This is a genomic window from Lysinibacillus sp. NPDC093197 (assembly GCF_044754025.1).
Classification (GTDB): domain Bacteria; phylum Bacillota; class Bacilli; order Bacillales_A; family Planococcaceae; genus Lysinibacillus.
In genome coordinates this window covers 475,297-495,996 of the sequence record NZ_JBIVOH010000002.1, presented here as the reverse complement: position 1 = coordinate 495,996, position 20,700 = coordinate 475,297, and the positions used below count along the sequence as shown (strand labels likewise).

The window sequence follows — 20,700 nt, the reverse complement described above, 5'->3', positions numbered from 1 at the left end:
TTTGGTTATAATCATGAATGAATACAGTTGCGTCGCGGTTTCCTATGTGTTACTCTTTTTACAGAATTGGTTCATGACCCTTTGAGAGGAGGTGAATGGTGTGAATAAAACAGAATTAGTAAACTCTGTTGCTGAAGCTGCAGGTCTTTCTAAAAAAGACGCTTCTAAAGCAGTTGAAGCTGTATTTGATACAATTCAAGATGCTCTTGCAAAGGGTGACAAAGTACAATTAATTGGTTTTGGTAACTTTGAAGTACGTGAACGTGCGGCTCGTAAAGGTCGTAACCCACAAACTGGTAAAGAAATCGAAATCGCTGCTAGCAAGGTACCTGCTTTCAAACCAGGTAAAGCGCTTAAAGATGCTGTAAAATAATACACGTCTAGTAGTTACATAGAGCAGTCTTCATGTAAACGAGCATGAAGGCTGCTCTTTTTAACTTATTTATAAAATATAATGAATGGCAGTAATTCTATAAAATACAAAATTCTAGTCACAAGATGACTTTATTTTTTACTGTATACATAGCACGATAAACGAAAACTTTAAGAAGATATGTTGAATTTCTTTTAAATCAGGTAAGTCGTTTTGCGCTTAACTTTTGGATATGCTACGATGCATAGGGAAATGTGTAATGCTTTGATACGCAGGAGGGTTTTTACGAATGTCGAATGTTGATTTATTGAAAATAGAAGAAGCAGTAAAAATGATTTTAGAAGCTGTAGGCGAGGATATTAATCGTGAAGGATTGCTTGATACGCCAAAACGTGTTGCTAAAATGTATGCTGAAATGTTTAGTGGCTTACATGAAGATGCAAAAGATTATTTTAAAACTGTCTTCCATGAGGATCATGAAGAATTAGTGCTTGTAAAGGATATCCCATTTTATTCAATGTGTGAGCATCATTTAGTGCCGTTTTATGGCAAAGCACATGTGGCTTACATACCAAACGATGGCATTGTAGCGGGACTAAGTAAATTAGGTCGCGCGGTTGAAACAATTGCACGTCGTCCACAATTACAAGAACGTATTACTTCATCAGTAGCGGATACGATTATGGAAATGCTGTCTCCAAAAGGTGTTTATGTTGTAATCGAGGCAGAGCATATGTGCATGACAATGCGTGGTCTGAAAAAACCAGGATCTAAAACTGTTACATCTGTGGCACGAGGCATTTATGAACAAGATGAGGTAAAACGTAGAGAAGTCTTGTCATTTATTCAAATGTCTTAAACTGCTTGTCTAATTATGTTATGATGGACTAAGAATTTGTCGGATTTAAGGAGTGTACAGACAATGGCGCAAGATTATATAGTAATTCAGGCAGAAGAAGATGGCGTACATGTAATAGGCTTAACACGTGGTACGGATACGAAATTTCATCATTCTGAAAAATTAGATGCAGGGGAAGTCATGATTGCTCAATTTACTGAGCACACATCTGCCATGAAAATTCGTGGCAAAGCGCAAATCCATACAGCACATGGTGTTATCCAAAGTGAAGGAAAAAAGTAACGTAGGTATTGTATTGTAGCTTTTATCGGTAAGGTCCATATACAGTGCCGATGATTGTTAGTTATATTGTGCACGGATGCATGACACATACGAGAACAATAAGTATGTGTTCTTGAAACTGGTTTTTACGGGCAAGTAGATTTCCTACCAATTTTTTCTGAGCATTTCTATGGTGGAATTCTACTGCCCGTTCATGTTGGTGAAAGTAAAAACTTTTTATTCCGAAACGATGCTTATGCTATAATGACTCAGTGAGCAAACGTTAAGTCATATAGATGATTAACGTATTTGAAAGTGAAATGGAGTAAGGTCTATGAATGCAACATACATTCAAAATTCAATTGCACAGTTAAAAACAGAGATTTTCATGGATGTTCGTCATAGAACTTTGCAAAAATACACAGGAGTCCCTGTGCTCGATGAAAATCAACTGTTTTACTTGTTAGTTCCCTTTTTGAATGGCGAAGAGTGGCAACAAGAGCAAAGGGAAGCTGCAATAACTGTTGGAATTGTATATGCAGCTCTAGCGGCACATGATCATATTAAAGAACTAGATGCCACTTCAAAAGAACAGCAGCTAACCGTTTTAGCTGGGGATTTTTATAGTGGACGATATTATGAAATTTTAGCAATGTCAGGAAATGTCGCATTGATTCGGAATTTGTCACAAGGAATCGTGACACGCTGCGAACATCAAATCAAAGTATATGAGGCAGAACAGCGTACATTTGAACAATGGTGTTCTTCAATAAGCAATATTGAATCAGGTTTAATTGCAAAGTTTTTTGAGCTTTATGCATTGCATCATTATATTCCATTAATGGAAAAGAGTTTATTATTGTTACGATTAGAAAGAGAATGGGCTATGTATCAGCGTGGACAAAAATCTTTAATGTGTAAAGCGCTTGAACAAAGTGCATTACAGGCAGGTACGACCTTCAATGGTGTCTTACAAGATAAAATTGCCCGCTTAAAAACAGAGCTGTTGCAGGTGATAGACCAAGCATCATTTTTACAAAGTGATGTGAAACAAGCTCTACAAGCACGTGTAGAGGCATCTATTGCTTCTACAAACGGATAAGAGAGGTTTTACTAAAATGGCTAAATCGAAAGAAGAGCACGTTCACGAAGTATTTGAAAGTATTTCGGAAAACTATGATAAATTGAATGGCGTTATTAGCTTCCAAATGCATGTTGGCTGGCGTAACGATACGATGAAGCGTATGGCTGTCAAGCCTGGATCGAAAGCGCTGGATGTTTGTTGTGGAACAGCTGACTGGACAATTGCGTTAGCTGAGGCAGTTGGAAAAAGTGGCGAAGTAAAGGGATTGGATTTCAGTAAAAACATGCTGAAAGTGGGCGAACAAAAAATAACGCCTTATCCGCAAATTGAGCTTATACAAGGGAATGCAATGGAATTGCCTTTCCCAGACGATACATTTGACTATGTGACGATTGGTTTTGGTCTACGTAATGTTCCTGATTATTTGCAAGTGTTAAAAGAAATGCATCGCGTCGTAAAACCTGGTGGCATGGTTGTATGTTTAGAAACGTCGCAATCAGAAATTCCTGGTTATCGACAACTATTCCGTTTTTATTTTAAATTTATCATGCCGATATTTGGTAAAATTTTTGCGAAAAGCTATAAAGAATATTCCTGGTTACAGGAATCGGCAAATAATTTCCCAGGTATGAAAAAGCTAGCGGCAATGTTTGAACAGGCAGGTTTAGAAAAAGTAACGTACAAAGCATACAGTGGCGGTGCTGCGGCAATGCATATGGGCTTTAAAAAGATACGTTAATGGGGGAAGGTTTTCAAGCGTGGAAAAGATGAAGTTAAAACTACTCTATTCCGATTTGAAGTCAGATATTGATATCATCGAACAAGAATTAGAAAAAGCGGTGAATTCGTCTTCGCATTTAATTAACGATGCTTCTCTCCATTTATTACAAGCTGGTGGCAAACGAATCCGACCAATTTTTGTGTTGCTTGGCGCAAAATTTGGCGATTATGATATCGAAAAGATGAAAAATGTGGCTGTGCCTTTAGAGCTCATTCACATGGCGTCGCTAGTGCATGATGATGTGATTGATGATTCCGATATGCGACGAGGACGTCCAACTGTCAAATCCCAATGGAATAACAGAGTAGCAATGTACACGGGCGATTTTATTTTTGCGCGTGCACTTGAATACATCACAAAAATCGAGGACCCACTTGTTCATCAAATTTTGGCACGAACAATGGTGGAAATTTGTAACGGTGAAGTTATTCAAATCGAAGACAAGTTTAGATTGGATCAGGGCTTAAAGGATTATTTCAGACGTATTAAACGTAAAACGGCATTACTTATTTCTTCTAGCTGTGAGATTGGTGCAGTCGCAGCAGGTGTAGATGCCAAAACTGTAAGCCATTTGAAACGCTTTGGTTACTTTGTGGGCATGAGCTTTCAAATAATCGATGATGTATTAGATATTATGGCGACAGATAAAGAATTAGGGAAGCCAGCAGGTAGTGACTTATTACAAGGGAATATTACTTTACCGATTTTGTTATTAAAAGATGATGAACAGATGCAGCCTTATTTAGCAAAAGTGTTTGCGGGAACATTAACAGAGCCCGAGCGCCAAAAAATGTTGCAATATGTGCGTAAATCTGATGCGATTACACAAGCTAATAAAATGAGCGACAAGTATTTGAAAAAAGCTTTACAAGAAATAGATGCTTTACCAAAACATCCAATTAAGAAAAAGCTTCGTGACATCGCTTTGTTTATGGGCAAGCGTAAATTCTAGCTTTTTGTTGTGCTAAAGCTCATTTTTTGTTAATATTTATCGGTAGGTGTAAAACCTGTTAGACGAATTTAAGGAGTGTTTTAAACATGGCAATCGAACAAACTTTTTTAATGGTTAAACCTGATGGCGTAGAACGACAAGTAGTAGGAGATATCGTTGATCGTTTTGAACGTCGCGGTTTCTTATTAAAAGGCGCTAAATTAATGGTAATCCCTCAAGAATTAGCAGAAAAACACTATGCTGAGCATGCTGAACGTCCATTCTTCGGTGAATTAGTAGACTTCATCACTTCTGGTCCAGTATTCGCTATGGTATGGGAAGGCGAAAACGTAATTAAACTTGCTCGTACAATGATGGGTGCTACTAAACCAGAAGAATCTAACCCAGGTACAATCCGTGGTGACTACGCAACAACTGTTTCTCACAACATCATCCACGGTTCTGACTCTCTTGCATCTGCAGAGCGTGAAATTGGCTTATTCTTCGGTGAAGATTTAGTTTAATTTTATAAAATATAGAGCGATATCCATTAACTTGGAGTCGCTCTTTTTTTATTGCTTAAAATAATTTTAAAACAGTAAGCAGTAAGTGTTATCACTTTGCCATTCGTGGGGGTGTAAAATGACGAATCTTGGTTACTGAAGAAGGACTTCGCCTTTAGTTTAATCTACTCTATTTAAATACATAAAGAATTGTTAATAACGACTTCGTCATGTAAAATAAATGATATAATATTCAGATAATTCGTAACTAGTAAATAGTTTCATAAAGCGGTATATATTTTCTACTAAGCAAATAAACTTAAACGTAAATGAATTAAGGGGTATGACAGAATCGTTTTAGAAAAGGGGGATTTATATGAGAGAAGTAGTGATTGTAGCAGCTGTTCGTACAGCGGTAGGGCGAAGCAAAGGCGCTTTAAAAGATGTACGTGCAGATGACTTAGCAGCAGATGTACTACAGGAAGTTATTAAGCGAGCAGGTATCGACAAAGGACAAGTAGAGGATGTTATTTTTGGTTGTGTTACACAAACAGGTGAACAAGGTGCAAATATTGCACGTACAGCTTTATTAATGGCAGGTTTCCCAGAGAAGGTTCCAGGTGTAACGATTGATCGACAATGCGGTTCTAGCCAGCAAGCTGTCCATTTTGGAGCACAAGCTATTTTAGCAGGGGATATGGATGTGGTGATTGCTGGTGGTGTTGAAAGTATGACAAGGGTGCCAATGTTTTCAAATATGCAAACTGCCCATAAAGGAAAACGCTTACAAGAAAATTATCATATTATTCATCAAGGACTATCAGCTGAAAAAATGGCTGCAAAATGGCAGTTTTCAAAGGACATATTGAATAACTTTGCTTATGAAAGCCATAGACGAGCATTAGCAGCGATAGAGACAGGCCATTTTCAACAGGAAATTATGCCTGTCCATATAACACAAGAGGATGGAACCGTTACTACATTTGAAGTCGATGAAGGACCTCGCGCAGATACGACCATCGAACGATTACATGACTTGAAAACAGTTTTTCAAGAGCACGGAGTTATTACAGCTGGCAATGCAAGTCAAATGAGTGACGGTGCATCCGCTGTCGTGCTAATGTCGTTAGCAAAAGCACAGGAGCTAGGTATTCAACCGCTTGCAAAAATAGTGACACGCGTTGTAATAGGGTCAGATCCAACGCTTATGCTTACGGGCCCAATCGAGGCTACGAGACAAGCCTTAAAACGCGCAGGACTGTCAATTGAAGATATTGATACGTATGAGGTGAATGAAGCATTTGCCCCTGTTCCTCTTGCTTGGTTACATGAAATTGGTGCAGACCAAGCAAAGCTAAATCCAGATGGCGGAGCAATTGCTTTAGGACACCCACTAGGTGCTACTGGTACAAAGTTGTTAACGACGATGTTATATCGGATGCAACGTGAAAACTTACGCTACGGCCTACTCGCTATTTGCGAAGGTATGGGGATGGCCAATGCCACAATTATTGAAAAAATGTAAAGGGGTTGGGTTCTATGAACTGTCATGACGTTGTCGCGATTGTAACAGGTGGTGCATCAGGCTTAGGAGAAGCGACTGTACGAAAAATTGTTAACGAAGGCGGCAAAGCGGTCATTTTTGATGTTAATGATGAAAGAGGGCATAACATCACGCAGGAATTAGGCGAAAGTGTTCGCTACGCCCGCGTTGATGTGACACAAGAAGCAGATGTAGCTGCTGGGCTGGAGCATGCTATCGCTACATTTGGTCGAATTAACGTGGCGGTTAACTGTGCGGGGATTGCTGATGCAAGTAAAGTGATTTCAAAACGTGGAGTACATGCACTTGAGCTATTTTCTAAAGTAATTTCAGTTAATTTAATAGGCACATTTAATGTCATTCGACTTGCAGCCGAAAAAATGCAGCAAAACGAGCCCGACGAAGATGGACAACGAGGCGTTATTATTAATACAGCATCGGTTGCCGCTTTCGATGGTCAAATTGGACAAGCAGCTTATAGCGCCTCAAAGGGCGGAGTTGCTGCAATGACATTGCCGATTGCACGTGAGCTTGCAGATTGGGGAATACGCGTAATGACAATTGCGCCAGGGTTAATCGAAACTCCGATGTTTGCCTCATTAGCAGAGCCAGCTCGCACGGCACTAGCTAGTATGACGCCATTCCCAAAACGTCTTGGAAAACCATCTGAGTATGCGATGCTTGTGGAAAGTATTATTCATAATGTCATGCTCAATGGTGAGGTTATTCGCCTTGATGGTGCGATACGAATGCAGCCAAAATAATGGTTTGAAAAGTTTTTAGTGCTTGTGAAGTAAATGGATTCATTCTTAAATGTAAATATCTTTTTTGTAGCAGCAGTCGGCTTTAGTGTTAAAGCAAATTAAATGTGAAAACGAAAGGGAGCGATATTATGCATATGATGGATACACCTTTACTATTAACAAGTTTTTTAAATCGAGCTGAGCGATATTTTCATGCGAAGAAAATATATTCGCGTACTAGCGCTACAACAATTCATGAGTTTACCTATAAAGAGTTTGCGAAGCGTACCCGTAAATTAGCGGATGCTCTTACGACACTTGGTATGGATCGTGGTGTAAAAGTTGGTACTTTCGCTTGGAATCATCATCGCCATTTAGAGGCATATTTTGCTGTACCGTGTGCAGGGGCTGTGCTGCATATGATAAATATTCGACTAGCGCCTGAACATATCGTGTATGTAATAAATCATGCAGAAGATGATATTTTACTCATTGATGAAAATTTAGTGCCTGTTATTGCACCCATTGTGTCACAGCTTAAAACGGTGAAGCATTTTATTATCATGGGGGATGATGTTGAGTTAGAAAATTCGCCATTACCGAATGCTCTTTCCTATGAAGAACTTCTTGCAGTGGCAAATGATGATTTTGTCTTCCCTGATGATATTGATGAAAATGCACCAGCTGGTATGTGTTATACGAGTGCAACAACAGGCATGCCAAAGGGGGTTGTCTATACACATCGCAGTATAGTCCTTCATAGTATTACAGCGGGACTTTCTGATAGCATAGCAATATGCGAGCGCGATGTAGTGTTACCAGTCGTACCAATGTTTCATGCCAATGCCTGGGGCTTACCGTTTGCTAGTGTGTTATTTGGAGCGACGCAAGTATTACCAGGACCGATGTTTACGCCACAGCTATTACTCGATTTGTTTGAGCAGTACAAAGTAACGTTGACAGCGGGGGTTCCAACTATTTGGTTAGGCGTTTTACAAGAACAACGCCAACAGCCACGAGATTTATCTTCCTTACGTTCGATTATTTGTGGAGGTTCTGCATCTCCAATGGGTCTTGTGCGCGGCTTTGAGGAGGAGCAAAACATTCCGTATTATACAGGCTACGGTATGACAGAAACATCACCGCTTGTTAGCTTATCAACATACTTATCACACATGCAAAACTATACGACAGACGAAAAAATGCACGTTCGAACAACGCAAGGGATAACGGTACCTCTTCTTGATATGCGCATTGTAAATGAACATGGTGAGGTACCTTGGGATGGCAAGACAATGGGCGAAATTACATTAAGAGGCCCTTGGATTGCTAATGAGTATTATAAGGATGAGCGCACAACAGAAGCCTTTAAAGATGGTTGGTTATACACAGGAGATATTGCGGTTATGACGCCTGATGGATATATTAAAATTACAGATCGTACAAAAGATTTAATTAAGAGTGGTGGCGAATGGATTTCGTCAGTGGAGCTTGAAAATGCTTTGATGTCACATCCGAAAGTATTTGAAGCGGCAGTGGTGGCAATACCACATGAAAAGTGGCTGGAACGACCATTGGCATGTGTTGTTCCGAAACCTGAGCATAAAGACTCGATTATAAAGGAGGAGCTGTTGGACAGTTTGCGGTCACAGTTCCATAAAACATGGATTCCTGATGATGTAGTCTTTTTAGATGAAGTACCGAAAACATCTGTCGGAAAATTTATGAAAGCAAAGCTAAGGGAAAATTTAAAAGACTATCGTGTAGAAATTTAACTATCAATGAAAGCGTAAATTGACCGTCTTCATTTTAGAGTAGCGATAGAAGGCATCAGGAAGTGAAAACTCGATGCCTTCTTTTCGTTTTTGGAACGGATGATTGCGATTTCTGCACTGAAAAGCAAGCATTCTCCCGATTAAAAAGAGAATTGATTGAAGAACTTTCAAAAAAGGAAACTATTTTTTAGTTTTATCGTATAATCTATATAGATAGGGGGAAGAGAAAAAATGGAAATTGCTATTGTTGCTATTATTGGCGGCATTATGGTCGCTTTAGCTGGAATATTTACCGATGCACGTACAAAAGGGCAAAAATTAAAATTAAAAACAATTGAACAAGAAGTTGAATTAGAAAAGCTAAGATTGGAATCATATACAAAAGAAACAGAAAAATTACGACTAGAATTAGAACATTCGAAAGTGCTACTACTAGAAGAAAAGAAAAATACGACAAAGTAACATTGAATACAAGGAAAGACTATTTCAGTAAAGGCATTTTTCCGCTATAATGGAAATACGACGCTAGAGGGGAAGATGACTGTATGTCTGATTATGAACAATTTGTTGAAGGTATTAAGCGCAAAACTGGAATTGATTTAGCGTTATATAAAGAAGCGCAAATGAAAAGACGATTGACCTCACTCTACGAGAAAAAGGGATATCGTAATTTTGTTGATTTTCTAAAAGCACTCGAGCAAGATCGTGATTTGATGAATGAGTTTTTAGATCGAATGACGATTAATGTGTCTGAGTTTTATCGAAATGGAAAGCGCTGGGAAGTATTACAAAAGAAAATTTTCCCGAAGTTACTACAATCCAACAAGCGTTTGAAAATTTGGAGTGCTGCATGTTCAACTGGAGAAGAGCCATATTCATTAGCAATGGTATTATCGCAATTAGTACCATTATCGCAAATTCAAATAATCGCCACTGATTTAGATGAAAATGTAATTCAAAAGGCAAAGCTAGGTGTTTATCCGGAGCGTTCTTTAGCAGAGGTGCCAAAAGATATTCAAGCAAAGTATTTTGAGCAAGAAGGAAACTTCTACCGAGTTAAAGATGAAATTAAGCGCTGTGTCACATTTAAAAAGCATAATCTGCTTAACGATCATTACGATTCTCATTATGATCTAATCGTGTGTAGAAATGTTATGATATACTTTACGGAAGAAGCAAAGGATCAAATATATGCGAACTTCAGTAAAGCATTACGACAAGATGGCATATTATTTGTAGGATCAACGGAGCAAATTTTTAATCCATCTCGTTACGAATTTGAAGTAGAGGATACATTCTTCTATCGAAAAAAATAATTAATTAAATGATGAAAAGCTTTCGTACAGTAAATAAGATGACTGTCACGTACATAAATTGCCAAGACACTAGACATAGATGACCGTACGCTTTTCGCTTGCATAAGCAAAAAGCGTATTTTTTATTAAAGTAAATCGGTTTCACGTTAAAAAATCTTGGACTTATTGTGTGGCACTTAAGTAGTTAAAAAAACCTCTTTTTTTAAATAAATCGTTCAGAATATTCGCATATAATGCTATGCTGTCTATCTTTATTGATTTATGAATACGTGCTATGACATTTGCAAAAGGACTGTTTTTTTAGAGAATATATGTTATAGTGAAAAATACATACTTTAGCGAGTTGAAGGGAGAAAGCGTTTATGCGTTACTTAACAGCAGGAGAATCACACGGACCGCAATTAACTACAATAATTGAGGGTTTACCGTCACTTTTACCAATAACAGCAGAAAAAATTAACCATGATTTAAAACGTCGCCAAGGAGGTCATGGCCGTGGCCGTCGTATGCAAATCGAAACGGATACAGTAGAAATAGTAGGTGGTGTCCGCCACGGACAAACACTTGGCTCTCCTGTCGCGCTAGTTGTCACAAATGATGACTGGAAGCATTGGACGAAAATTATGGGCGCGGAACCATTAGCAGATGATGTTAATCCTGATGATATTAAACGTCAAATTTCACGTCCACGTCCAGGACATGCTGATTTAGTAGGAGGCATGAAATATGGCCATCGAGATTTACGAAATGTTTTAGAACGTTCTTCTGCACGTGAAACGACTGTCCGTGTTGCAGTAGGGGCTGTTGCGAAAGCATTATTAAATGAGCTCGGTATTTCAATTGTGTCACATGTAACGGAAATCGTAGGCATTAAAGCAGACACGTCTGTAATTGAAGGAAAGACTGTAGATGAAATTCGCACAATCGTCGAAGCAGATCCTTGCTACTGTGTAGATCCTGTTGCTTCAGCAAAAATGGTTGAGGCAATCGATGAAGCGAAAAAAGCAGGCGATTCTATTGGCGGTGTTGTTGAAGTAATCGTTGAAGGTATGCCAGCTGGTATTGGATCTTATGTTCATTACGACCGTAAACTAGATGCAAAATTAGCAGCAGCAATGTTGTCTATTAATGCTTTTAAAGGTGTTGAATTTGGTATTGGTTTTGAAATGGCTCGCCGTAAAGGTTCAGAAGTACATGACGAAATCATTTGGTCCCAAGAGCATGGCTATACTCGTGCTACGAATCGTCTTGGTGGCCTAGAAGGCGGAATGTCTACAGGCATGCCGATTGTTGTTCGAGGTGTTATGAAGCCAATTCCAACATTATATAAACCATTGCAAAGTATTGATATAGAGACAAAAGAACCGTTTAAAGCAAGCGTAGAACGTTCAGACAGCTGTGCAGTACCAGCAGCTTCAGTCGTAGCTGAACATGTTATTGCCTGGGAAATTGCCAACGCAATTATGGACCAATTCCATGGAGACCAACTACCACAATTAAAAGCACAAATCGAAGAACAACGCCGTTACGCAAAGGAGTTTTAATATATGCGTGTACCAGTAGCAACAAAATCACATCAATATGAGGTAGTGCTTGGGCATAATTTTTTAGCCGAAGCAGTGAAAACATTTGATGATAAACTGCAAAAAGCAGATAAGCTTATTGTTTTTACAGATGCCAATGTGTGGGCAGCCCAAGGGAAATATTTCAAGGGGAATTTCCCATATGCGTTTGAGGTATTTGTGCTACCAGGTGGTGAGGCTTGTAAAACATTTGAACAATACAATGCAGCACAAACTTTCTTGCTTGAACAAAAATGTTCACGTAAATCATTTATTTTTGCATTTGGTGGAGGCGCAGTTGGAGATTTAACAGGCTTTGTTGCAGCTACATATATGCGTGGAGTGCCCTTTATCCAAATACCAACGACGATTTTAGCGCATGACTCAGCAGTAGGCGGTAAAACAGCTATTAACCATCCACTAGGCAAAAATATGATTGGTGCGTTCTATCAACCAGAAGGGGTAATTTACGATACGGTCTTTACAGAAAGCTTACCTGAGCGTGAAGTGCGTTCAGGTACAGCAGAGGTCATTAAGCATGCGATGATATCAAATGCCATTTGGCTTCAAGAGCTAATGGCTGCAGATTCAGTTATCCATTTTAGTACATCTGAATTGGCCAAACATTTAAAAGCTGGCATTGAAGTAAAGGCGAAAATTGTGTCTGAGGATGAAACAGAGCAGTCAGTGCGCAAATATTTAAATTTGGGTCATACATATGGCCATGCAATAGAAGCAGCTGCGGGTTATGGGAAAGTTGCACATGGTGAAGCGGTGATGATTGGTCTTGTGTATTGTCTATTATTAAGTGAACGATATGGTAAGTTAAATCGTGAATTCACAACAGCATTTTTACGTTTTGCGCTGAATAATGGCTATCCTTTTGATGCGGTGAATGATTATACATTTGAACAATTAACAGACTATTTATTAAAAGATAAAAAAGCGGAATACGGTGTCCTACAATTTGTGTTACTCGAAGAAATTGGGAAGCCTTTTGTGCGACCAATTGAGTTAGCAGAATGCAAAGAGGTAGATGCTGAATTCCGACAGCTATTAGCGGAGGTGCTTGTATGATTCGTGGACTTAGAGGTGCAATTACAATTGAATTGGACAAGCCAGAGCTTGTATGGGATGAGACAGCGAGATTAGTGCGTGAGGTTGTGGCAGCAAATCATGTGGAGATAGAAGATATTGCATCAATCGTTATTTCAACGACACCAGATATTACATCGGCGTTTCCAGCACGTGCTGTAAGGTTAATGGACGGCTGGCAGTATGTCCCTGTTATGTGTATGCATGAAATGGATGTGCCAGATGCCCTGCCATTATGTATTCGTGTTTTAATCCATGCGAATGTGGAAATGGCACAAAAAGATGTTCAGCATATTTATTTAAATGATGCTGTGAAATTAAGACCAGATTTAGCCCAAGCTAAATAATAAGAGGAGATGTTTGAGATGAAATGGAAACAACAATTGGACGGTATGCAAGCATATAAGCCAGGTAAACCAATTGAAGAAGTACAACGTGAATTTGGCTTACAAGAAGTCGTAAAGTTAGCTTCAAATGAAAACCCATTTGGTTGTTCACCTAAGGTAACAGCATATTTACAAAATAGTGCAGTAAACTATGCAATCTATCCAGACGGCTATGCACAAAATTTACGTTCAGCTGTGGCAAAACATGTTGGTGTCAAAGAAACACAGCTTCTTTTTGGAAATGGTTCAGATGATATAATTGCAATTCTTACTCGTGCTCTGTTGTATCCAGGTGTGAATACAGTCATGGCAGATCCATCATTCTCACAATACATTCATAATGCTGAAATTGAAGGTGCGGAAGTTCGTAAAATCCCTTGTATTGAAGGTGCACACGATTTAGACGCAATGGCAGCAGCTATTGATGAACATACTTCTATTGTGTGGGTATGTAGTCCGAATAATCCAACAGGTGTAGTCATTGCAGATACAGATTTACGTGCATTTTTAGCGAAAGTACCAAGCGATGTGCTTGTAGTTTTAGATGAAGCGTATATCGAATATGTGACACATCCAGGTCATAAAGAAACGCTACCTTTAATTGATGAGTATCCAAATGTGATATTAATGCGCACATTTTCTAAAGCATACGGTCTTGCCGCATTCCGAGTAGGCTATGCAATTGGTCAACCAGAAGTCATTTCAAAACTGGATCCAGTACGTGCACCGTTCAATAATACAATTTTAAGTCAAGCTGTAGCGGCGATTGCATTAAGTGATCAAGACTTTTTAAAAACTTGCTGTGTAGCAAATGAAATAGGTAAAAAACAATACGTTGATTTTTGTGAAAAGCATAATTTGAAATACTACCCATCTGATACAAACTTTATTTTCTTTAACACGAATGCTGATAGTGATGTTGTTTTCCAAGAGCTTATGAAGCGTGGTTTTATTATTCGTAGTGGTAATGCTCTAGGTGCGCCAGGTTTTATCCGTGTAACAATTGGTACGGAAGCACAAAATGCAGCATTATTAGAGCATCTTGAAGAAGTGTTAAAAGAACAAGGGGTTTTTGCATGACACGCAAAGTGCTCGTTATTGGTTTAGGCTTAATTGGGGGCTCGATTGCTCTTGCTTTACAAAAGGCACCTGAAACTAAAATTATTGGCTATGACATGGATGAAAAAACCCGTGAACATGCCAAAACATTAAACATTGTTCATGATATTGTGACAGATCCAAAAGACGTTGCAGCAGAGGTAGATATCATTATTTTTGGAACGCCTGTCAACGCTACGCTCGAGTGGATGGAAAAATTAAAAACATGGCCGTTAAAAAATAAAGTTATTGTAACAGATACAGGTAGTACGAAAAAAATGATTATGCAAAAAGCCGGGGAGCTACGTGAGCTTGGTATTACGTTTATCGGTGGACACCCGATGGCAGGCTCTCATAAAAGTGGTGTATTAGCTGCCAAAGCGCATCTTTTCGAAAATGCGTATTATATGCTGACACCACTCGCAGGCGAAGAAATTATTAATATGGCTCAGCTAGAAAGCCTTTTAAAATTCACACATGCCAAAGTTGTTAGTGTATCCGCACGTGAGCACGATCATATGACGGCTGTAGTTAGTCACTTTCCGCATGTTATTGCTGCATCCCTTGTGCATCAATTAGGCGGGGAAAATGGTGAATACCCAATGACACGCTCACTTGCAGCAGGGGGGTTCAGAGATGTGACACGTATTGCATCCTCTAATCCGATTTTGTGGCGTGATATTACACTTCAAAATCGTGATGAATTAGTAGCACAGCTTGAAGGCTGGCAAACTGAAATGGATCGTGTCAAGGAACTGCTATTAAATGGTAGCTCAGCAGACATTGAAAGTTATTTCGCTATTGCTAAAGAGCTACGTGATGAATTGCCAATTAGTGCTGGAGCAATGTTTACTTCGTTTGACTTGTACGTAGATGTTCCTGACTATCCAGGGGTGATTTCTGAGGTAACAGGCCTACTAGCAGATGAAGCAATTAGCATTACAAATTTACGAATTGTAGAATCACGTGAAGATGTTTTCGGTATTCTTGTGATTAGCCTGCAAAGTGAAAGTGATCGTGAACGTGCCGCAGCATGTATTCAAAAGCGAGCAAACTTTGAAACGTATATTTCATAGATTAGTGCATTAACGTCTCATAAGAGGCGATGAATGGCTAAATACAATGAAGAAAGCGTCGATATATCGGCGCTTTCTATCTTCATATGGAGGCGAGAGATAATTATGAGTGAAAAAGTATTACAATATAATAAACCATCTTTACAAGGGCTATTAACAATCCCTGGTGATAAATCTGTTTCACATCGTTCTGTCATGTTTGGGGCGATTGCAACAGGGAAAACAACGGTTGACGGCTTTTTACTTGGTGAAGATTGTTTAAGCACTATTGATTGTTTCCGCAAGCTTGGTGTGAAGATTGATGTGGACGGTACAAATGTAACAATCGAAAGCGCTGGTATGGAAGCTTGGCAGGAACCTAGCGAGGTGCTTTACACAGGGAACTCTGGTACAACAACACGCTTAATGCTCGGGATTTTAGCTGGCTCCAAAGTACATAGCGTGATGACAGGAGATGCATCTATCGGTAAACGTCCGATGCGACGTGTGATTGATCCATTACGTCAAATGGGTGCTCACATTACAGGTCGTGCGGATGGACAATATACACCACTTGCCATACAAGGTACAAAGCTACAAGCTATTGACTATCAAATGCCTGTTGCCAGTGCACAAGTGAAATCAGCTATTTTACTAGCAGCTTTACGTGCGCAAGGTACAACAATTGTACGTGAAACAGAGGTGTCCCGTGACCATACTGAGCGCATGCTACGTCAATTTGGGGCGCAAATAACTGTAGCAGATGGGGTAATTACTTTTGAAGGCGGACAAACACTTTCAGGTACACATGTGTCAGTGCCAGGCGATATTTCATCAGCAGCATTTTTCTTAGTAGCAGGTGCAATTTGTCATGATAGTAAAATTGTCTTAGAAAATGTTGGGGTGAATCCAACGCGTGACGGTATTATAGAAGTTCTTCAGAACATGGGAGCCTCTATAACAATAGTAGCTAATGAAGACGGTCAATCTGAGCCAACTGCAACAATTACTGTTGAAACGTCTACGTTAAACGGAACTATTATTCAAGGGAATATGATTCCGAGATTAATCGACGAAATTCCAATTCTTGCACTTTTAGCAACACAGGCTCACGGTAAAACAATTATCAAGGATGCTGAGGAGCTCAAAGTCAAAGAAACGGATCGCATTACTGCCGTGGTGGATGAGCTGAAAAAACTAGGTGCTCATATTGAAGCAACTGAGGATGGTATGATTATCGAAGGACCAACGCCATTATATGGGGCAAGCCTGAAAACATACGGGGATCACCGTATCGGTATGATGGGCGCTGTGGCAGCGTTAATAACGGATGGGGCAGTGACATTAGACGATGCAGAATGCATCGCTGTTTCCTATCCGTCGTTTTTCGAGCATGTTGAGTCTGTGAAGAAATAGTCAACACTTGACTCCCCAATCCGTTTGGGGAGTTTTTTCTTGTTTCAAAAGAAAATATTTTGTAGCATAAAGATATACATGAAAGAATAGGTGAATGACTGTGAATAATGCAATGACGGAAATGATGCAAGCACTTGAGCAAGGGGATTTAGCTTTAATAGATCAGCTTCTAGAATCTTTTTTAATGAAGGAATTACCTGAGGAAATATACGCACTAGCGGAAGTTTTTATGCAATATGGTTACATGAAAGAAGCGGACCGTGTACTGGAGCATCTGCAATTTTTATTCCCAGAGGAGGCACAACTAAAAATTGACCGTGCCAACGTCTTAATGGAGCTTGGTGATGAGGACGAGGCATTAGACATGTTGTTAGCAGTCGAAGATACAGCCCCAGAGTATCCGCAAGCATTACTAGTGCTAGCCGATTATTATCAAATGCAAGGTTTATTTGAAGTGGCAGAAAAGCGCATTAACGAGGCGTTAGCGATCTTACCTGATGAGCCACTACTACATTTTGCTAAAGCAGAGTTATTATTTGAGACAGGACGTTTTCTAGAGGCTGCGCGCCTTTACGAAGAATTACATGAGCAACAAGAGGAATTTGCAGGCATCAGTCTCGTTGAACGACTAGCTGAAGTATATCGTGCGGGCGCTGCCTATGAAACAGCTTTAGACTATTATTTAGCAGCTCTAGATGACGAAGTGAAGCCAGATACTTTATTTGGTGCTGCATATGCTGCGTTCCAATCGCAAAAATATGAATTGGCGATTAATCAATTAGAAGACTTAAAAGAATTAGACCCTGACTATTTCTCAGCTTATTTATTGCTAGCGGAAAGCTATGCCATGACAGAGGACAATAAAAAAGCTTATGCAGCTATTAAAGAAGGCTTGAAGCGCGATGAGTACGATAAATCATTATTCTTATTTGCTGGTAAAATGGCATTAAAAAACGCTTTGCCAGAAGAAGCAGAAAATTATTTACGAGAAGCAATTGCGTTAGATCCTGAGTATATGGAAGCCGTGCTAACGCTTATTTCCGTATTTACGCAACAAGAACGCTATGAAGATGTCGTTGAATTATTTGAGACATTACAAAAAAATGATTTTGAATGGATAACTTTATATCCCTACGCTGCAGACGCATATGCAAATTTAGAATTGTACGACCGTGCATACGAATTTTACCGTTTGGCATATACTGATTTTAAGGAAGACGCAGCATTTTTAGAAAAATATGTTTATTTCTTATTAGAAGAAGGCAAGCGTTCAGAAGTTAAAGAAGTTCTCGGTCATTTAATCAAGCTTCAACCAGGTGAACCACAATGGCAAGAGATGTTAGAAGGCTTAGAATTAGAGTAAAGGAGGGAGTGGGTATGACTGCTTCTGTATCAGTTGTCGATAAAAAAGCATTTGTTCGCTGGTTTTTGAAAAATTACCAATTAAAACGTCGTGAGTGTGTATGGATTTTAAATTACTTATTAAGTAATGATGAGTTGTTAAAACGAATACGGTTTGTAGAAGAAGCGCACTATTGTCCTAGAGCTATGGTGATGTCTACAGTAGACTCAACAGGTGTACCATTTCGTTTTTATAAAGGCAATGTGATGACAGCAGATGCTGAAAAATCGTTCCATGACTTACGTTTACATGAACAAGAAGATATGTATATACAACTGAACTTTCCAAATATACCGCCAAGTGCACAATACTTAGCAGTTCTTGAAGAAAACCCTTATATGCCAGAAACATTAATTGTAAGTGAAAAAGACCGTTTACTGGCAGAAGAGTTACTTTCCAATAGTTTACTCGTATTCCAAGAAGAAAAATTACTTGCACAAATTGATGAAGCATTAGATAAAGGCGATGAAGAACGATTTTATGAATTGTCTAATTTGTTACAAGTTTTAAAAGAAACTGCTAATTTACAATAGTCTTAAGTCAATAGGTAAAAATTGAATGCCCTTTATCCACCTCTATATGGTAACATGACTAGTGAATGATTGTTTTCACTTTTTATTGGTTATCCTATAAAAGAGTGGAAAAGGGCATTTTTATATTTGTAACAGTAGGGGGGTTATTGGATGTATTTTAATGCTAACGATGTGACATCGTTTTTAGCGCAGAAGGATTTTATCGATACGGCAATTATTCCACTCGTAGGAATCGATTTTAGTGCTGAAAAATTGAAGCAAAGTGGGGCAGAATCAGATTTTTTGTTATCGCTTACAGCTTTTATCGAACAACAGTTTAAAGGCCGCTTACTAGTCATGCCACCATTTTCGTATAGTACTGCTTTAAAAAGCGAAGAAATGCCAGTGCAATTAGAAACACAATTACATACTGCTGGCTTTAAGCATGTGTTCTTCATTACTTGTGACCATTTTTGGACAAATATTGGAGATGTTGTAAATATTATTTGGTTACCGGCTATTCCACTAGAATCCATGGATATGAGCGTGAAAAATACCATTCTCGAAGATCAGTTACGTCAAGTAATACCTGCATTTTCGACCAAATGGTCACAAATTTAGCAATTTGTTTCAATAAATGTTCACATTCTCCAGGTTTCCACAGAATGCTATATTGACCAAGCTATGGACTTGATATATCATAGATATGTCCTAGTATTACTATTTGTAAAAGTATGTCCGTTGGACTGACCTTTAAAGTTAGAGGGGGGAAAAGGATGAGTAACAATCGAGTTTCACGTCGTCAATTTCTAAGCTACACACTTACTGGTGTTGGCGGATTTATGGCGGCAGGTATGTTGATGCCAATGGTTCGTTTTGCAATTGACCCAGTTTTACAAAAGCATGAGGGTGGGGATTTTATCAAAACGGAACATAAAGTCGCTGACATCAATGCAGAGCCAGTTAAAGTTGACTTCACATTTGAACAAGTTGACGCTTGGTACAAATCTAATGTTACAAACGTAGCTTGGGTTTACAAAGAAGGCGACCAAATAATTGCTCTATCACCTGTTTGTAAGCATTTAGGATGTATGGTGGACTGGAATGGCGATTCAGCACACCCAAATCAATTCTTCTGTCCTTGTCATGCAGGGCGTTACGAGAAAAACGGGAAAAACATTGCAGGTACACCGCCTCTAGGTCCGTTGGATGAATTTGAAGTACAAGAAAAAGATGGTTATTTAATGATTGGTCCAGCAAGAGCAAATACTCTAGTTTAATTTGTAAGGGGGTACGAATTCAGTGCTAAACAAAATTTATGATTGGGTCGATGAACGATTAGATATTACACCGATTTGGCGTGATATTGCCGACCACGAAGTGCCAGAGCACGTGAACCCTGCACACCATTTTTCAGCATTCGTTTACTGCTTCGGTGGATTAACATTTTTCATCACAGTAATTCAAATTCTATCTGGTATGTTCTTAACAATGTACTATGTACCAGACGTCGTGAATGCTTGGAAATCAGTTTATTATTTACAAAACGAAGTAGCATTCGGTGAAATCGTACGCGGTATGCACCACTGGGGAGCTTCATTAGTAATTGTAATGATGTTCTTACATACGCTTCGTGTATTCTTCACGGGTTCTTATAAAAAACCTCGTGAGTTAAACTGGATGGTTGGTGTAGGTATTTTTGGTGTAATGATGGGTCTTGGCTTTACAGGATACTTATTACCATGGGATATGAAAGCATTGTTCGCTACTAAAGTAGGTATCGAAATTGCGGCATCTGTACCATTTATTGGTTCGATGATTAAAGTATTATTAGCGGGTGACAGTACTATTCTTGGTGCTCAAACGTTAACACGATTCTTTGCGATTCATGTATTCTTCTTGCCTGCAGTATTGTTTGGGTTACTTGCAGCACACTTTATCATGATTCGACGTCAAGGAATTTCAGGGCCGTTGTAATAATTCTTGACGGTTCGATGATTTTTTA

At 39.1% G+C, this 20,700-nt stretch carries 23 protein-coding genes; all 23 read left to right on the top strand.

Translation table 11 applies throughout. From position 1 onward, the window contains the following. The first annotated feature begins 100 nt into the window (after positions 1-100). Positions 101-373, top strand: coding sequence for an HU family DNA-binding protein (locus tag ACIP9G_RS08325; protein WP_004232618.1), 273 nt, complete (start codon positions 101-103; stop codon positions 371-373). 289 nt (positions 374-662) lie between these two features. After that, positions 663-1,232 (top strand): GTP cyclohydrolase I FolE, encoded by a 570-nt coding sequence (gene folE / locus ACIP9G_RS08320; protein ID WP_401018728.1) that lies wholly within the window; start codon positions 663-665, stop codon positions 1,230-1,232. Between the two features lie 63 nt (positions 1,233-1,295). Next, positions 1,296-1,514, top strand: coding sequence for a trp RNA-binding attenuation protein MtrB (gene mtrB / locus ACIP9G_RS08315; protein ID WP_010858802.1), 219 nt, complete (start codon positions 1,296-1,298; stop codon positions 1,512-1,514). 313 nt (positions 1,515-1,827) lie between these two features. Then, complete coding sequence (locus tag ACIP9G_RS08310; protein WP_340825214.1) at positions 1,828-2,595, top strand: heptaprenyl diphosphate synthase component 1; 768 nt, start codon at positions 1,828-1,830, stop codon at positions 2,593-2,595. Positions 2,596-2,611: 16 nt separating this feature from the next. Beyond that, on the top strand, positions 2,612-3,316 hold the full coding sequence (locus tag ACIP9G_RS08305) for a demethylmenaquinone methyltransferase (RefSeq protein ID WP_401018726.1): 705 nt from the start codon (positions 2,612-2,614) through the stop codon (positions 3,314-3,316). Positions 3,317-3,335: 19 nt separating this feature from the next. Then, the gene (hepT, locus tag ACIP9G_RS08300) at positions 3,336-4,310 is read left to right on the top strand and encodes a heptaprenyl diphosphate synthase component II (RefSeq protein WP_340825211.1); all 975 of its coding nucleotides are present in this window, start codon (positions 3,336-3,338) and stop codon (positions 4,308-4,310) included. Between the two features lie 86 nt (positions 4,311-4,396). Beyond that, positions 4,397-4,813 carry a nucleoside-diphosphate kinase gene (ndk, locus tag ACIP9G_RS08295; protein WP_340825209.1) on the top strand — a complete coding sequence of 139 codons (417 nt, stop codon included), beginning with the start codon at positions 4,397-4,399 and terminating at the stop codon, positions 4,811-4,813. A 355-nt stretch (positions 4,814-5,168) separates the two neighbouring features. After that, on the top strand, positions 5,169-6,317 hold the full coding sequence (locus tag ACIP9G_RS08290) for a thiolase family protein (protein WP_401018725.1): 1,149 nt from the start codon (positions 5,169-5,171) through the stop codon (positions 6,315-6,317). A gap of 14 nt (positions 6,318-6,331) precedes the next feature. Next, the gene (locus tag ACIP9G_RS08285) at positions 6,332-7,099 is read left to right on the top strand and encodes a 3-hydroxyacyl-CoA dehydrogenase (RefSeq protein ID WP_401018724.1); all 768 of its coding nucleotides are present in this window, start codon (positions 6,332-6,334) and stop codon (positions 7,097-7,099) included. A 128-nt stretch (positions 7,100-7,227) separates the two neighbouring features. Further along, positions 7,228-8,853, top strand: coding sequence for a long-chain fatty acid--CoA ligase (locus ACIP9G_RS08280; protein ID WP_401018723.1), 1,626 nt, complete (start codon positions 7,228-7,230; stop codon positions 8,851-8,853). 231 nt (positions 8,854-9,084) lie between these two features. Next, entirely contained in the window at positions 9,085-9,315 is a 231-nt protein-coding gene (locus ACIP9G_RS08275; RefSeq protein WP_340825205.1) for a hypothetical protein, read from the top strand. 83 nt (positions 9,316-9,398) lie between these two features. Further along, on the top strand, positions 9,399-10,169 hold the full coding sequence (locus ACIP9G_RS08270; protein WP_340825204.1) for a CheR family methyltransferase: 771 nt from the start codon (positions 9,399-9,401) through the stop codon (positions 10,167-10,169). Between the two features lie 362 nt (positions 10,170-10,531). Beyond that, positions 10,532-11,713 (top strand): chorismate synthase, encoded by a 1,182-nt coding sequence (gene aroC, locus ACIP9G_RS08265; protein ID WP_340825203.1) that lies wholly within the window; start codon positions 10,532-10,534, stop codon positions 11,711-11,713. A gap of 3 nt (positions 11,714-11,716) precedes the next feature. Continuing rightward, entirely contained in the window at positions 11,717-12,808 is a 1,092-nt protein-coding gene (gene aroB, locus ACIP9G_RS08260) for a 3-dehydroquinate synthase (RefSeq protein ID WP_401018721.1), read from the top strand. Continuing rightward, on the top strand, positions 12,805-13,173 hold the full coding sequence (gene aroH, locus ACIP9G_RS08255) for a chorismate mutase (protein ID WP_340825201.1): 369 nt from the start codon (positions 12,805-12,807) through the stop codon (positions 13,171-13,173). Before aroB ends, aroH begins: the two co-directional genes overlap by 4 nt. An 18-nt stretch (positions 13,174-13,191) precedes the next feature. Beyond that, the gene (gene hisC, locus ACIP9G_RS08250; protein ID WP_401018720.1) at positions 13,192-14,292 is read left to right on the top strand and encodes a histidinol-phosphate transaminase; all 1,101 of its coding nucleotides are present in this window, start codon (positions 13,192-13,194) and stop codon (positions 14,290-14,292) included. Continuing rightward, positions 14,289-15,386 (top strand): prephenate dehydrogenase, encoded by a 1,098-nt coding sequence (locus tag ACIP9G_RS08245; RefSeq protein ID WP_401018719.1) that lies wholly within the window; start codon positions 14,289-14,291, stop codon positions 15,384-15,386. The genes hisC and ACIP9G_RS08245 overlap by 4 nt, the downstream gene beginning before the upstream one ends. A gap of 105 nt (positions 15,387-15,491) precedes the next feature. Beyond that, positions 15,492-16,781, top strand: a complete 1,290-nt coding sequence (gene aroA, locus ACIP9G_RS08240; RefSeq protein ID WP_401018718.1) for a 3-phosphoshikimate 1-carboxyvinyltransferase — start codon at positions 15,492-15,494, stop codon at positions 16,779-16,781. Between the two features lie 94 nt (positions 16,782-16,875). Next, complete coding sequence (locus tag ACIP9G_RS08235) at positions 16,876-18,144, top strand: tetratricopeptide repeat protein (RefSeq protein WP_401018717.1); 1,269 nt, start codon at positions 16,876-16,878, stop codon at positions 18,142-18,144. 14 nt (positions 18,145-18,158) lie between these two features. Next, positions 18,159-18,716: a ReoY family proteolytic degradation factor gene (locus ACIP9G_RS08230; protein WP_024364265.1), complete on the top strand. Its 558-nt coding sequence runs from the start codon at positions 18,159-18,161 to the stop codon at positions 18,714-18,716. A gap of 150 nt (positions 18,717-18,866) precedes the next feature. Beyond that, entirely contained in the window at positions 18,867-19,316 is a 450-nt protein-coding gene (locus ACIP9G_RS08225; RefSeq protein WP_340825193.1) for a DUF2487 family protein, read from the top strand. Positions 19,317-19,471: 155 nt separating this feature from the next. Beyond that, positions 19,472-19,975, top strand: a complete 504-nt coding sequence (locus tag ACIP9G_RS08220; RefSeq protein WP_340825192.1) for a Rieske (2Fe-2S) protein — start codon at positions 19,472-19,474, stop codon at positions 19,973-19,975. 22 nt (positions 19,976-19,997) lie between these two features. Continuing rightward, a complete protein-coding gene (gene qcrB, locus ACIP9G_RS08215; RefSeq protein WP_024364262.1) occupies positions 19,998-20,672 on the top strand; it encodes a menaquinol-cytochrome c reductase cytochrome b subunit in 675 nt (224 codons plus the stop codon). The last annotated feature ends 28 nt before the right edge of the window (positions 20,673-20,700 follow it).